Raw genomic sequence first — 14,106 nt, 5'->3', positions numbered from 1 at the left:
GAGAGAGTTAAACTGCAATCGTGGCTTGAACATTGAAGATGCGAAAGCCAGCGCCTTAAGACGCTGGCTAGTAATAAAGCCTTATAGGCTTAGGACAAACCGCCCGTTTTACGGGCGGTCATGATTTCTGGCAGTATATACTTCATTCAGAAAGACTTCTGAGCGAAGCAGGTCTGCTTTCAATGCTGCTGAAATGAAATCATTCAGGCTGCAGCTTCGGCTGTCGGCAGCCTCCTGCAGATCTTTGACAAGGTCCCCGTCCAGATTGAGTTCAATTTTCATGATCAAGCCTCCCCGTGGTTAACATCATTATATCGGTTTGCCTTCATGAATGGAATCATAGATGATAAAAGTCCATCAAACATGGTATTCATACCTGCGTTAAAGGCACGGCAGCAGGATCAGATGCTTTTGCTGCAGGCAGGCGCGTATTTTTTCTATTTTCTGCTATGATATCTGAAACTAAAAAAGAGGAAATGTATATGTTCAGAAAGATCCGCAATTATATCAGAAAGAAATACGGTGATTCAGACCGCAGAACTGTCATTGTATACTTTGTGCTGCGGGGACTTGTCATTCTGTCTTTGATACGTGAATTTGCCAAAGGTGATCTGAATAATGCTGTGCTGTGCATTCTGTCTCTGATTCTGTTTACACTGCCGCATCTGATCTCCTCCCGGTTCAGAATCGAACTTCCGGGCGCATTGGAAATTATCATCTATCTGTTTATTTATGCTGCTGAAATTCTTGGTGAAATTAATAATTTCTACACGATCATTCCTTTCTGGGATACGATCCTGCATACGATCAACGGATTCCTGTGTGCAGCTATCGGCTTTTCTCTGGTTGATCTGCTGAACCAGCACAGTCATCGCCTGAATCTGTCTCCGCTGTATCTGTGCATTGTGTCCTTCTGCTTTTCGATGACGATCGGGGTCTGCTGGGAATTCATTGAATTTTCTGCAGACAGCCTGATGCGTACAGACATGCAGAAAGATACGTGGGTGCACAGTATCTCCAGCGTCTCCCTGAATCCGGAAAAGAAAAACAGTCCGGTCATTGTCAAAGGCATAGAAAAAACCGAGCTCTACCTGGAAGACGGCTCGGTATATACAATGGATAACGGATATCTTGACATTGGCCTGATTGATACGATGTCAGATCTGTTTGTCAATCTGATTGGTGCCACTGTCTTCAGTGTGTTTGGCTATTTCTATGTCAGTCACCGTGACAGGAAGTCCATTGTGGCACATTTGATACCAAGGCCAATGGAACAGGCACCGGACAGGGATCAGGCATGATCGTATGTATTATTGATTCCCAAAAGAGGAAACGTTGTCACTTGTCATTTTCTGGTAGGATGAAAAATAGCTGTGACCATTCTGCAGGTTGAATTCCTGCAGATTTTTATGATTCATCAAAGCATCTGCCAGTCTGTAAATCATTTCTGCCTGATCTTTGTAGTTGTTATAGACAGTACCGATGATTTCGCCGCTTCTTACCAGACTGATACCTTCGTCTGTGCCATCTACGCCGACAATGGCAGGCCGCTGGTCTTCAGGAATTCCAGCATCCTGATATGCCTGTACAGCACCCGCTGCCATTTCGTCATTATTGCAGATAAGAAGCTCAAAATATGTGCCGTTTTCGATCAGGCTGGCTGTCTGTTCCTGTGCTTTTTCTTTCTGCCAGTCACAGATGGCATAGCCTGTTTTTTCAAGAGAGATGCCAGCTTCGCTCAAAGTGTCAACAGATGTCTCTGAACGGATAATGGTATCCTGGTGGCCTGGCTCTCCTTCCAGAATGTAGTACTGGATGATGCCGTCATGACTGCGGTCTGCTTCGGGATGGCTGCGCAGCCAGCTGGCCGCAATCTGTCCCTGAAGACGGCCGCTTTCCTGGGCATCGGCACCGACATAATAGAGCTTTTCCCAGCGGTTGAGATCACTTTCTACCGGCTGACGGTTGAAGAAAATGACCGGGATATTTTTATCTATTGCCGCATTGATGATCGTGGAGGTGGCGGACCTGTCTACCAGGTTGATGCACAGGATGTCTGCACCATCGGCGATCAGATCCGAGACCTGTTCATTTTCATTGAGCTGGGAGCGGGCGGCATCCGCAACGGAGACATGAATGCCGTCATTGCTTGCTTCTTTCTGAAGCGTATCACAGATAGAACTGACAAAAACATCATTGCTGTCATAGACAGCAACGCCAATACTGAAATTCTTTTTTGGTGGCATTGCCCTGCAGCCCGAAAGGGCGATGGCCAATGCACACAGGATTGTTATATTCTTCATAGGCTATTTCAGAGGAAACAGAAGTTCCTGGTTCTGCGCGGTAAACATATTGTCTTTGGTAATGACTTTGAAGTCAATTGTGACACTCTGCATACTGCTGTGGTGCTGCAGACGGCCGGCAAGTTGCTCAATTGCCTGGTAGCCCATAGCGTACTCATCTTCCACAATCAGCTTTGAGATCGTGCCGACATCTGTATAGTAAATACACTTATCGGAAACACCGATGCCAAACAGGGCAGGGGCATTTTCTATGGCCAGCTGGCAGTAGTCAACTGCCGTTTCGAGGGCATCATTATCCAGGGCGATGATCATATCCACAGGGGTCTGGCTCTGCAGTGACTGCAGTTTTTCGATGCTTGTATCATCGCTGTACAGCAGCCATGCAATCACGCCTCTGTTTTCCCCCAGGGCATTCATTACGCCCAGCACACGCTGGCTCGCTCTTGCTGTATTGCTGCGGCCTGCAAGGATGCCAACCGTAAAAGAACTTCCTTTCCGCATCCTGCTGGCCTGAATGGCGAGGGTACTCCCTGCTTTCTCATTTTCCATGCTTAACACACTGACATTGTCCTGGTTAACAGAAACAGTGCTGTCACAAAGAACGATCGGGACAGCCTTTGCCGTTTCCTCAACAAAAGACTTTGCGCCGGTACTGGAAGCCAGCTGGGTGATGATGCCTTTAGCGCCCTGGCTGATTTCCTGATGGATCACATCCTGTTCCTGCTGGCTCCCGGTAAAAGCATCTGTTTTGACAATGCTGAGATCCACAGAATATTCCCTGGCAGCAGCCCGCAGGCCGCTTTTGAAATTTGCCCATCTGGCATTGCCGGAATCCGGGACGATGACAGAAATGGCAATTGGCTGGGTGGTTTTTTCAGGAAGATTGGCAATGATGCCTGCCAGCAGAGCACACAGCAGCAGTGCACCGCAGATCAGGAAGATCAGATAATCATTGAGCTTGCGGTGGTTCATGAGGCTCACCTTCCTTTCCATTCTCATAGCGCTCCAGATTCTCAGGGGTTGCTTCAATGGCAGGAATATGGATGGTAACGGTTGTGCCCTCATCCAGTTCGCTCTCTACCTTCAGTCCATATCCTTCGCCAAAGCGCAGCCTCAGCCGCTTGTCAACATTGATCAGACCAACGCCGGACCCATGTTTTTCTACAGCAGGCCGTTTCTTCTCATCGAGAATTGATCTCACTTCTTCCGGAGTCATGCCATACCCATTGTCAGAGATCGCAATATAAATATCATGATCCTCTTTCCAGCCATGAATGCGGATCTCACCATCCTGCTCTGCCTCCTTGATGCCATGATAGATGGCATTTTCCAGAATTGGCTGGATAACCAGTTTGACAATCATGTCGTTTTCAATGCCGTCTTCGATTTCGTAGTAATCCTGGAAAGACTGCTTGTAGCGGATCTTCTGAATTGCCAGATATGACTGGGCCTGTTTAATTTCATTTCCGATCGAGATCATTGCTTTGCCGCGGTTGAGTGACATGCGGAAAAATGAAGCCAGCTGGGTAATCATGTAGACTGCTTCCTGATTTCTTCCACCTTCAATCATCCATACGATGGAGTCGAGAGTATTGTACAGAAAGTGCGGGTTAATCTGTGCCTGCAGGGCATCAAGCTCACTGCGCCTCTTTTCCTCTTCCTCCTCGACCATGTCATCCATGAGGCGGTTGATCTGATTCATGTAGCTGTGCAGCGTACTGCCCAGCTCCTGTACTTCACGGGAGCCGTTGGCATATACACTGGCAGGAATATTGCGGACGCCCTCCATATTGGCAATGGCATCATTGAGACGGATCAAAGGCCCGGAGACACGGTTAGCCAGAGCACGGTTGATCAGAATCATGATCATAATGGTCAGCGAGAGAATCATGACGATCAGGCATCTGGTACTGCGGGCATCAATGGCCAGAGCACTGGCGGGAATCACGCTGACAAGCTTCCAGCCGGTGTAGGAAACAGTATCAATGTAAATAATGCGCCTGCTGCCGTTGAAGATTTCGTGATGGGCGCCATCCTGTTCTTTCAGAATATCCCCAGTATTCTCCTGATAGTGATTTGCCTGAATCTGTGACTGATAGGGATGGTAAATCATAACACCTGTATCGGAGAGAAGGTAGGTATAGCGGCTGGACATGTCCTGATTGGTACTTTCCAGCAGTTGTTCCAGGTCCTGGTAATTCATATCCACAAGCAGAACGCCGCGGCTTGCTGTTCCGTTTTCATTCAGGTCAACGGCCATCGACAGTGAAATCACCCAGTTATAAGAATACGTATTGGATATAAACAGGTTCTGGATATGGGGCTGGGAAAAATGGACATTCTCAACTTCAGCCAGAGCGGTTGTAAACCATGCCTGTTCAGAGGGATCCACTCCTGGCTTCAAAGGGACAGCCGGAGCAGATGAGACAAGGCTTCCATCTTCCTTGAACAGGGCAATGGAGACAATTTCATCACTGTTGGCGGCATACAGCAGCGAGATGCGCTCAGAAAGATCGCTGTTGGCAAGATCTGCACTCTTGATGACATCGTAATACAGGGCATTGGCAATACCGCGCATATTGGCAAGATATGCCTCGATATTGATCACTTCCTGGCGGGAGACATTGCTGGTGTTCTCTGTCAGCATCTTCCTGGTACGCTTGGAAAACATATTGGCAAAAGAGAAACCAAGTATTGCCACGATCATCATGGAGGCAATACTGTAGGATATCAGAATGATCAGCCGGATGGAGCGCGGCTGTTTGGGCAAGGATCTCTTCATTGTCTGCCTGCTTTGTATTTGCCTGGCGATACGCCAAACTTGCGGCGGAAGACATAGGAGAAGTAATTGGGATCGTTATAGCCTACCTGTGTTGCCACAATATATGCTTTCTCATTCTGTTCCACAAGCAGATCGGCAGCTTTGTTCATACGCACATCTGTCAGATAGCTGACAAAGCTCTGGTTTGTCTCACGCTTGAATACAGTTGAAAAGTAGCATCCGGATACACCAAGGACATGGCACAGGGTATTCAGGGAAAGATCCTGGTCCATATAGTGCTCATTGACATAGGCTTTGGCCTTTTCTACAAAGTCACGCGTAGAGGAGGAGCGCTTTTCATGAAGCTTTGCCTGCATATCAAGGCATACATTTACCGTCCATGATTTTACTGTATCGGGATCACGTGACTGTAGATTCTGCCAGTCCAGTGAATCCTTGCCAAAGATTTCCTGTGGATCCAGATTGTTGTTGCGGGCAAAGCGGCCGAGTCTGCCGACCAGATCCATGACAAACAGATTGTAGGTGATCACAGAACTGATACCGGCATTGGCAGAGAAGTACTTGTCAATGGCAGTTTTGAGGCGGGATGGATCCTCCAGCGAAATCTGCTTGATCAATTCGCGCAGATCCGCATCGCTGACATCTGTCGCTTCTTCTTTTTCACTCGGTGCAATTTCGGTGATGTTAATTGCCTGGCAGGAACCGTAAATAACGCGGTAGGAGACAGCCTGACGGGCACCTGCATAGGAGGCTGAGATTTCAGCAGGAGAAGCGCATACCTGACCGATGCCGGCAGTAACAACAGCATTGACCATGCTGTGGGCAAGCCGGCAGAAACGGTCCAGTTCATCTGTGAACTCCGTGATGTCTTCCTTCTTCTGCAGAGAGATCACCATGCACAGATGGGAAAGGTAATTGAAATAGTATGGCTTCCACTTGCTGCTGATCTTTTCTTCTGCGAGCTTGCGGACACTCATGAACAGAAGCATGTAGTCCATGCCTTTGGGAACGTGGTTGGTGCTTGTATACAGTACGGCGCAGGCATAGAAGGGACCGGGCATGGAAATCTGGTAGTCATGCAGGTACTTTTCATATTCCTCAGGAGGTATGCTGCCCTGCACCAGGGAAGCAAAGAAGTTTTCCTGCAGAACCGGCAGGGACTGGCGATAATAGTTTTCCAGCATCTGCTGATTCTGCCGTTCACTGATTTCTTTATCCAGCGCATTTTTAATGCGGGTAAATACCTGCTGCAGCTGAATGGCATCAATCGGCTTGAGCAGATATTCTTCCGCATTGAGAGAAACAGCTTCCTTTGCATACTCAAACTCATCAAAACCTGACAGGATGATGATGCGGATATTTGGATAGAGCTGCTTCAGCTGCCGGCTCAGTTCCAGACCATCCATATAGGGCATCTTGATATCAGTCATGACAATATCCGGGTGAACCTGGTCTGCAAGCTCCAGTGCTTCCAGACCATTGGCGGCATAAACGGGACTGTCCAGCCCGCAGGCATTCCAGTCAATCCGCGCACAGATCATATCCATGACATCCTTTTCATCGTCAACAAGCATTACTTTATATTTACTCATAACAGCCTCGAATGCTTCCATTATATTATGGAAAAAGTTATTTGTATGCCCTTACGGAAAGATTGCGACAGAACCTGAATTGTGAAAAAACGATGAAAAATCTTTAATAATTCATCAAAAAAAATTCTATGTTGAAAAATGAAAGCGCTTGCTAAAGTATTGGTGTGTTGAGGGAGACCTCAAAAAATTCACAAGGAGGGAAATAATTGTGAACAAGAAAAAAGCATTAAGCATTTTCACGACGGTTGCTATGTCGGCTGGCCTGCTGGCTGGCTGCGGCGGCTCGTCCACAGCAGCTTCAACTGCAGATGCCGGCAGCAAGTCTTCCGGTGCCAACGCTGACAAGCCGGTCTGCTGGTTCAACCGCCAGCCGTCCAACAGCTCCACTGGTGAGCTTGACATGACAGCTCTGAACTGGAACAAGGACACTTACTATGTTGGCTTCGACGCCAAGCAGGGTGCTGAGCTGCAGGGCCAGATGGTTGCTGATTACATCACAAAGCATGCGGATGAAATTGACAGAAATGGCGATGGCATCATCGGCTATGTTCTGGCAATTGGTGATATCGGGCACAATGACTCCATTGCCCGTACAAGGGGCGTCCGCAAGGCTCTTGGCACAGGTGTCAAAGACGGCGATGATCTGAACTCTGAACCGTGCGGCACAAATACAGATGGCTCTTCCACAATTGTACAGGATGGCACTATTGATGCCGGCGGCAAGACATTCAAGATCAGAGAGCTCGCTTCTCAGGAAATGAAGAACTCTGCCGGTGCAACATGGGATGCAGCTACAGCCGGAAATGCGATCGGTACATGGTCTTCTTCCTTCGGCGATCAGATTGATCTGGTTGTCTCCAATAATGATGGCATGGGCATGGCAATGTTCAATGCATGGTCCAAGGATAACAAGGTTCCGACATTCGGCTACGATGCAAACTCTGATGCAGTTGCAGCTATCGCTGACGGCTATGCAGGAACAATTTCCCAGCATGCTGACGTACAGGCTTATCTGACTCTGAGAGTTCTGAGAAATGCTCTGGATGGCGTTGATATCAACACAGGTATTTCCACTGCTGATGATGCCGGCAACGTTCTGGTTGAAGGCGAAGACTATGAATACAACGCAGATGAGAGAAGCTTCTATGCTCTGAACCTCGCTGTTACAGCTGACAACTACAAGGACTTCCTGGATTCCACAGTCATTTACAAGCCGGTTTCCAACCAGCTGGATGCTTCCAAGTCTCCGAGCAAGAAGGTTTGGCTTGACATCTATAATGCTTCCGATAACTTCCTGAGTTCTACATATCAGCCGCTTCTTGAGAAGTATGATGATCTGCTGAATCTTGATGTTGAATATATCGGCGGCGATGGCCAGACAGAGTCCAACATCACCAACAGACTTGGCAACCCGGATCAGTATGATGCATTCGCCATCAATATGGTGAAGACGGATAACGCAGCTTCCTATACATCATTGCTTTCCTGATCGAAGGATTGATCTGAATGCAGTTTTGAAAGGGCAGCTTGGGAAAGAGTTTCCCTGCAGCCCTTTCTCTTATTTATGGAATAGTTTACGGCATGACGTAAACCAGTCCGCCAATTGAAAAGGGGAATCGTGCATGAGCGAAGAAAAGAAAGACAATATTCTGTCGATCAGAGGCATGTGCAAGACCTTCGGACGAAACAGAGTTCTCGATCACATTGACCTGGATGTGAAGCGCGGAACTATCATGGGTCTGATGGGAGAAAATGGTGCCGGAAAGTCGACGATGATGAAGTGTCTGTTCGGAACTTACCAGAAAGATGAAGGAACGATCTATCTGGATGGGAAAGAAGTCAGCTTCTCAGGGCCGAAAGACGCATTGGAAAATGGCATTGCCATGGTCCATCAGGAACTGAACCAGGCTTTGGAAAGAAGTGTTGTAGACAACCTGTTCCTGGGCCGTTATCCAACCAACTCACTTGGGGTTGTTGATGAAGGCAGAATGCGCAGGGAAGCAGCGGATCTCTTCCGCAGCCTTGGCCTGACAGTCAACCTGACAGCGCCCATGAGGACGATGAGTGTATCGGCAAGGCAGATGTGTGAGATCGCCAAGGCAATCTCCTACCATTCCAAGCTGATTGTTCTGGATGAGCCGACCTCATCTCTGACAGAGCCGGAAGTCCGCAAGCTGTTCAGCATGATGCGCAAGCTTCGCGACCAGGGCATCTCTCTCATCTATATTTCTCACAAGATGGATGAAATCTTCGAGATTTGCGATGAGGTGTCAGTATTGCGTGATGGCAAGATGGTCATGACCAGAGCAACCGCGGATACAAACCTGAATGAACTGATTGCAGCCATGGTTGGCCGTTCGCTCGACAATCGGTTCCCACCAGTCAACAATACACCCGAGAAGCCGATTCTTTCGATTCAGCATCTTTCGACGAAATATGCGCCTCATCTGCAGGATATCAGCTTCGATGTCCGTAAGGGTGAGATCTTCGGTCTGTATGGTCTGGTTGGTGCCGGCCGTACAGAACTTCTGGAGACGATCTTTGGGGCCCGGACCAGAGCCAGCGGTCGTGTGTACTACAACGGCAGGCTGTGCAATTTCAACAGTCCGCGTGAGGCAATGGATCATGGCTTTGCCATGATTACAGAGGAACGTAAGGCAAATGGTCTTTTCCTCAAGGGTGATCTTACGTTCAATACTTGCATTGCCAATCTGGATCACTATAAGAATGGCATTGCTCTTTCTGATCAGAAGATGGTCAAGGCAACAGCCAAGGAAATCAAGATCATGCATACCAAATGCATGGGACCGGAAGACAGCATTGCCTCTCTTTCCGGTGGAAATCAGCAGAAAGTGATCTTCGGCAAATGGCTGGAGAGAAATCCGAATGTATTCATGATGGATGAGCCTACCCGCGGCATTGATGTCGGCGCCAAGTATGAAATCTATGAACTGATTATTCAGATGGCAAAGCAGGGCAAGACAATTATCGTTGTTTCTTCGGAAATGCCTGAAATTCTTGGTATCACAAACCGGATCGGCGTCATGAGCAACGGCCATCTGTCCGGCATTGTCAATACGAAGGAAACCAATCAGGAAGAGCTGCTGCGGCTCAGTGCAAAGTATCTTTGATTAGAAGGGGAAAGCAAAATGGAGAATACAAATAAGGATATTCTGACGGCAGAGCAGGAGGAACAGCTCCGCGAGCCGATCAGTGCATATGTAGAAGACATCCAGAAACAGATTGATGCAATGCGTGCTGAGGGAAGTACAAAGATTCAGACGCTGCGCAACGAGCTGATTCATGTAAAGAATGACAAGACACTCGATGCCAGAGAAGCCAATGACCGGAGTGTGGCGATTCACAAGGAGATTGAGGACGCCAAGGTTGTTGAAAACAAGCATAAGGATGAGATCAAGGCGCTTGTCGGCAAGGCTGAGGCATATCTGAAAGCAAACTACAAGACAAAGTATCTTGACAGAGTGAATGCAAGCTGTGATGCACAGCTTGCACAGGCGAAGCAGAAGTACACGGCTGCACTGGATACCCTGAAGAAGGAACATGATGCCAATCTTGCCAAGCTGAGTGACAAGCATGAAATCAAGGATGAAAACTACGTTTACAAGAACCGTCAGTTTGATGCCAAGATGACATATCAGAATGAACTGCAGGAAATCAAGGACAGACGTCATGAAGCTTTCACGTATCAGTATCATCTGATTGATAATCTGCGCATGTCCAGATTCACATTCGGACAGAAACAGGCTCAGAAGTGGGAAAACTATCGCTACACATTTAATAAGAAGCAGTTCTTCCTGAAAAATGGTCTGTATATCGTCATTGTGGCAATCTTCATCTTCCTGGCAATCATCACGCCGGTTGTCAAACATACTCAGCTGTTTACTGTCACCAATGTGCTGAACATTCTGCAGCAGGCAAGTCCGCGTATGTTCCTGGCACTGGGTGTTGCCGGACTGATCCTGTTAACCGGTACCGATCTGTCTGTCGGACGTATGGTCGGTATGGGTATGGTTACCGCGACGATCATCATGCACCAGGGAATCAACACCGGTGCTGTGTTCGGACATATCTTTGACTTCACATCTTGGCCGCTGGTCGGCAAGGCACTGTTTGCATTGCTGGTATGCATCATCCTGACAACAGCATTTGCTACCGTGGCTGGCTTCTTCATGGCAAAGTTCCGCATGCATCCGTTCATTTCCACAATGAGCAACATGCTGATTATCTTCGGTATTGTTACCTATGCGACAAAGGGTGTATCCTTCGGTGCTATCGATGCCAAGATTCCTCAGATATTCATTCCTAAGATCAATGGCTTCCCGACAATCATTCTCTGGGCTGTGGCTGCCATCTTCGTTGTTTGGTTCATCTGGAACAAGACAACCCTCGGCAAGAATCTGTATGCCGTTGGCGGCAACCCTGAAGCTGCGACTGTTTCCGGTATCTCCGTCTTCAAGACAACACTGAGTGCATTTATCCTTGCCGGTATCATGTATGGTATCGGTGCATGGCTCGAGTGCAACAGAATGGTTGGTTCTGGTTCTGCTGCGTATGGACAGGGCTGGGATATGGATGCCATTGCTGCCTGCGTGGTCGGCGGTGTCTCCTTCACTGGTGGTATTGGTAAGATCTCCGGCGTCGTCGTTGGTGTTCTGATCTTCACTTCTCTGACATATTCCCTGACGATTCTTGGTATTGATACCAACCTGCAGTTCGTCTTCGAAGGTATCATCATTCTGGCTGCCGTTACACTGGACTGCCTGAAGTACGTTCAGAAGAAGTAATCAATTGCTGTATCTCCTCCTGAGTTATGGGGAATTGGGACTGTGCAGGATGCACAGTCTCTTTTTCATGGGAGAATGTGGGAAAGAGGTATAATAAGACGTATGTTCATGAAAAAGAAAGAAGCGGATTACAGCCAGTATCTGGAAGACTGGCCACTCCATTACTATCAGATCAAGGATATCAGCCTGCGCGAGAAAATCCTGCAGGAAAGGATTGCACAGTATGATGATCCTGATGATCAGCGGCGGCTTGTGGTCCTGCAGAAGCGATATGGCAGAGCGCAGCTGAAACAGCGGCCGGACAACTTCATGCATGCTTTGCTCATGATCCGGCAGATGGCAGACACAAAGCCAAATGCTTTTAATCGTAAGACGATGAATGAACAGCTGATCACGCATCTGGAGACACTTGGTGTCTATGATGAAGATCCTGTGATGGAGGCAGAATGGGCGGATCTGTTTGACTGTTATCTGACTGTTTCACGCAAATCTTTCTCCCGGCCGGCATTTCTTGGCATGGGCAGAAGGGATCAGGATACGGTCAGTGCAGCAGTGATGGACGATCTTTCACAAATGCTGGAAGAAGTGCCTGCCCGCTTTCATCTGCAGCAGGATGTAGCAAGCCTGCTTGCCATTGCCAGAAAACGGGCAGAAGTCTTTCTGGAGCGGAATTGAGACGACTGCATCACAAGTCTGCTGGCATCTGATATAATAAGGGCACACAAGTTTCAATAGAGGTGATGGGAATGAGCAAGAAACATGGGTATTGGATTCATCACAGAAAGCCATCTGACACAGTCATGGGCGGCTATCTGTATCTGCCTGCCTGCGATTGTTCGGAGTGCGGCCATACAGTGAATATCGAAAAGCCGATCTGTCCATACTGCGGCACGATCATGGACCGGACCGCACCTGCAGATCAGGAAGGCCCGATTGAAGGCGAACCGGAAACGGATAAAAAAGATTGAAAGGACTTGCAAAAGCGGGCAGGATCCCGCTTTTTTAAACGAAGAAGATGGAAGATAACGAAGAAGCAGTACTGGAAGACAAGAGTGCCGGCATTGTTCTGACAAGGGCGATTTTGCATATTTTTGACAGCAGTACAGATACCGAAATTCTCTCACAGCAGACATTGGATCTGGAAAAGCCGGAAATCCAGAAGTATGTCTACGGGCATACGAGAAGATGTTTCAATGACCTGCGCAGCCGCCATGGTACGTTTCTGCCCGACAGTCCGTTTCAGGTGCTGATGCATGACTTTTTTCATCAGCGCAAAGACTTTGAAGAAACCAGTGGTGATGCGGCAGGGGTGCTTTCAGCCTGGCTGAAAGAGCATCCTGGTGCCTGCCTGGATGTACTGGCTGTGGATTTCCGGGCAGATGAGGTACCATACTTTGGCATCATGCTGTTAATGAACCAGAGTGCCTGGACGCATACAACACAGATGAATGGTGACAGGGTGGCTAACAGCTTTGCACACCAGCCGATTCTGCCTTCTGCCACCCGGAAGCTTTCTTCCTTCTGCTTTGTCAATCTGCTCAATGATGAGATTCTGTATACAGATGAAACAAACTGGCCGGATGATACAGCCCTGCTGCAGGATGTGCTGCTGCACTGCACTGGGAAGAAATCAGATCAGGAAGTCATTTCCCAGATGACACAGATCGCCAATGAGGTTGCCCAGCAGTATGATGAGAATCCATCGATTGCGGTATCCGGCATCAAGCGGGCTGTACGCACCAGTGCAAAGGAAGAAAGGCCGCTGGCGATGGAAGAGGCAGTGGAAGAAGCATTTGCCGGTTATGATCACCAGGAAGAGATGGCTGCTGCGTTTGAGCAGAAGCGCAAAGAGGCCGAGGTGCCGGATGCGCTGGAAGTGCCAAAGGCAGCCGTGGTGCGCAAAATGAAGAACCAGAAGCTCAAGACGGATACCGGTATTGAATTGAGCTTTCCGGTGGAATACTTTCAGAATCCGGATCTGATTGAGTTTATCAAGCATGAGGATGGCACCATCACGATTGAGATCAAGCACATTGGGAAAATACTGAATCGAAGCTGAACAGGATTTAAGTGATCCTGTTTTTTTTGCGGGATAAGCTGAATCAGTATGGACCGAGTGGGTACGTTGTCTTCAGTTCAATTGCCCTGAGAACATTTTTCGGCATCGATGGCGAGAACGAACATGAGGCAATATAGTGAGTCTTCGTCATTTTTGACATCAATAACATAGGTGTCGCTGAGGTGGAACAGTTCTTTGCGGATCTCTGCGATGATTTCACCATGGCGGTCAATGATGGAATAATTCCACCCAGTGAAGGATCCTTTTGCCTGCCAGCCGTTGAAGTCAATGTCATAGACCGGACTGAAGAATGTGAATCGTTTCTGGACAGAGCCGATTTTCTGATCTGCCACATACAGGTCGAAATGAGGCAGAAGACGGAATATTCTTTCCTGTACTGTTCCCTGTTCATTTCCACAGTTGTCGAAGATTTTCAGACAGTGTCCCCATGCCAGTTGTCCTTTGACGACGTAAATGGTATTTCCTTCCTCATCATAAATGTCATAGCTGTCGAACCAGCTTAAGATGCGCTGTTTAAATAGCAGTTTCACGGTATTTCTTCCCT

Annotated in this window: 13 protein-coding genes; 7 read left to right on the top strand and 6 right to left on the bottom strand. The window is 48.1% G+C overall.

Annotated elements, in window-relative coordinates; all coding sequences use genetic code 11:
* Positions 1–108: 108 nt before the first annotated feature.
* Positions 109–282, bottom strand: a complete 174-nt coding sequence (locus MOZ60_RS05305) for a hypothetical protein (RefSeq protein ID WP_370595911.1) — start codon at positions 280–282, stop codon at positions 109–111.
* 200 nt (positions 283–482) lie between these two features.
* On the opposite strand from MOZ60_RS05305, the gene MOZ60_RS05300 reads away from it, so the two are divergent.
* Complete coding sequence (locus MOZ60_RS05300) at positions 483–1,301, top strand: DUF2238 domain-containing protein (RefSeq protein ID WP_370595910.1); 819 nt, start codon at positions 483–485, stop codon at positions 1,299–1,301.
* 9 nt (positions 1,302–1,310) lie between these two features.
* On the opposite strand, the gene MOZ60_RS05295 is transcribed toward MOZ60_RS05300, so the two are convergent.
* Genes MOZ60_RS05295 through MOZ60_RS05280 form a run of 4 tightly spaced genes read right to left on the bottom strand, consistent with a single transcriptional unit; the run spans position 1,311 to position 6,677 of the window.
* Positions 1,311–2,303 (bottom strand): galactose ABC transporter substrate-binding protein, encoded by a 993-nt coding sequence (locus tag MOZ60_RS05295; RefSeq protein ID WP_370595909.1) that lies wholly within the window; start codon positions 2,301–2,303, stop codon positions 1,311–1,313.
* 3 nt (positions 2,304–2,306) lie between these two features.
* Complete coding sequence (locus MOZ60_RS05290) at positions 2,307–3,275, bottom strand: substrate-binding domain-containing protein (protein WP_370595908.1); 969 nt, start codon at positions 3,273–3,275, stop codon at positions 2,307–2,309.
* A complete protein-coding gene (locus tag MOZ60_RS05285) occupies positions 3,253–5,085 on the bottom strand; it encodes a sensor histidine kinase family protein (RefSeq protein ID WP_370595907.1) in 1,833 nt (610 codons plus the stop codon). The genes MOZ60_RS05290 and MOZ60_RS05285 overlap by 23 nt, the downstream gene beginning before the upstream one ends.
* Positions 5,082–6,677, bottom strand: coding sequence for a response regulator (locus tag MOZ60_RS05280; protein WP_370595906.1), 1,596 nt, complete (start codon positions 6,675–6,677; stop codon positions 5,082–5,084). The genes MOZ60_RS05285 and MOZ60_RS05280 overlap by 4 nt, the downstream gene beginning before the upstream one ends.
* Positions 6,678–6,885: 208 nt before the next feature.
* Here MOZ60_RS05280 and MOZ60_RS05275 point away from each other — a divergent pair, with 208 nt between their 5' ends.
* The 6 genes from MOZ60_RS05275 to MOZ60_RS05250 all read left to right on the top strand — a co-directional run bounded on the left by MOZ60_RS05275 (position 6,886) and on the right by MOZ60_RS05250 (position 13,541).
* On the top strand, positions 6,886–8,166 hold the full coding sequence (locus tag MOZ60_RS05275) for a substrate-binding domain-containing protein (RefSeq protein WP_370595905.1): 1,281 nt from the start codon (positions 6,886–6,888) through the stop codon (positions 8,164–8,166).
* Positions 8,167–8,299: 133 nt separating this feature from the next.
* Positions 8,300–9,808, top strand: a complete 1,509-nt coding sequence (locus tag MOZ60_RS05270) for a sugar ABC transporter ATP-binding protein (RefSeq protein WP_108774268.1) — start codon at positions 8,300–8,302, stop codon at positions 9,806–9,808.
* 18 nt (positions 9,809–9,826) lie between these two features.
* On the top strand, positions 9,827–11,482 hold the full coding sequence (locus MOZ60_RS05265) for an ABC transporter permease subunit (protein WP_370595904.1): 1,656 nt from the start codon (positions 9,827–9,829) through the stop codon (positions 11,480–11,482).
* Positions 11,483–11,590: 108 nt separating this feature from the next.
* Entirely contained in the window at positions 11,591–12,157 is a 567-nt protein-coding gene (locus tag MOZ60_RS05260; RefSeq protein WP_370595903.1) for a DUF6553 family protein, read from the top strand.
* Positions 12,158–12,228: 71 nt separating this feature from the next.
* Complete coding sequence (locus MOZ60_RS05255; protein WP_108774265.1) at positions 12,229–12,450, top strand: toprim domain-containing protein; 222 nt, start codon at positions 12,229–12,231, stop codon at positions 12,448–12,450.
* Between the two features lie 47 nt (positions 12,451–12,497).
* Complete coding sequence (locus MOZ60_RS05250; RefSeq protein ID WP_370595902.1) at positions 12,498–13,541, top strand: nucleoid-associated protein; 1,044 nt, start codon at positions 12,498–12,500, stop codon at positions 13,539–13,541.
* 77 nt (positions 13,542–13,618) lie between these two features.
* On the opposite strand, the gene MOZ60_RS05245 is transcribed toward MOZ60_RS05250, so the two are convergent.
* Positions 13,619–14,092, bottom strand: coding sequence for an LURP-one-related/scramblase family protein (locus tag MOZ60_RS05245; protein ID WP_370595901.1), 474 nt, complete (start codon positions 14,090–14,092; stop codon positions 13,619–13,621).
* Positions 14,093–14,106 lie beyond the last annotated feature (14 nt).

The sequence above is a fragment of the Grylomicrobium aquisgranense genome, from assembly GCF_033971865.1.
Taxonomy (GTDB): Bacteria; Bacillota_I; Bacilli_A; order Erysipelotrichales; family Erysipelotrichaceae; genus Bulleidia; species Bulleidia massiliensis.
Note: the sequence above shows the minus strand (reverse complement) of the source record. Positions and strands in the feature narration are given on the sequence as shown.

Coding starts and splice junctions, on each gene's coding strand:
- MOZ60_RS05305 (WP_370595911.1), bottom strand. CDS start 282: ATGAAAATTGAACTCAATCTGGACGGGGACCTTGTCAAAGATCTGCAG.
- MOZ60_RS05300 (WP_370595910.1), top strand. CDS start 483: ATGTTCAGAAAGATCCGCAATTATATCAGAAAGAAATACGGTGATTCA.
- MOZ60_RS05295 (WP_370595909.1), bottom strand. CDS start 2,303: ATGAAGAATATAACAATCCTGTGTGCATTGGCCATCGCCCTTTCGGGC.
- MOZ60_RS05290 (WP_370595908.1), bottom strand. CDS start 3,275: ATGAACCACCGCAAGCTCAATGATTATCTGATCTTCCTGATCTGCGGT.
- MOZ60_RS05285 (WP_370595907.1), bottom strand. CDS start 5,085: ATGAAGAGATCCTTGCCCAAACAGCCGCGCTCCATCCGGCTGATCATT.
- MOZ60_RS05280 (WP_370595906.1), bottom strand. CDS start 6,677: ATGAGTAAATATAAAGTAATGCTTGTTGACGATGAAAAGGATGTCATG.
- MOZ60_RS05270 (WP_108774268.1), top strand. CDS start 8,300: ATGAGCGAAGAAAAGAAAGACAATATTCTGTCGATCAGAGGCATGTGC.
- MOZ60_RS05265 (WP_370595904.1), top strand. CDS start 9,827: ATGGAGAATACAAATAAGGATATTCTGACGGCAGAGCAGGAGGAACAG.
- MOZ60_RS05260 (WP_370595903.1), top strand. CDS start 11,591: ATGAAAAAGAAAGAAGCGGATTACAGCCAGTATCTGGAAGACTGGCCA.
- MOZ60_RS05255 (WP_108774265.1), top strand. CDS start 12,229: ATGAGCAAGAAACATGGGTATTGGATTCATCACAGAAAGCCATCTGAC.
- MOZ60_RS05250 (WP_370595902.1), top strand. CDS start 12,498: ATGGAAGATAACGAAGAAGCAGTACTGGAAGACAAGAGTGCCGGCATT.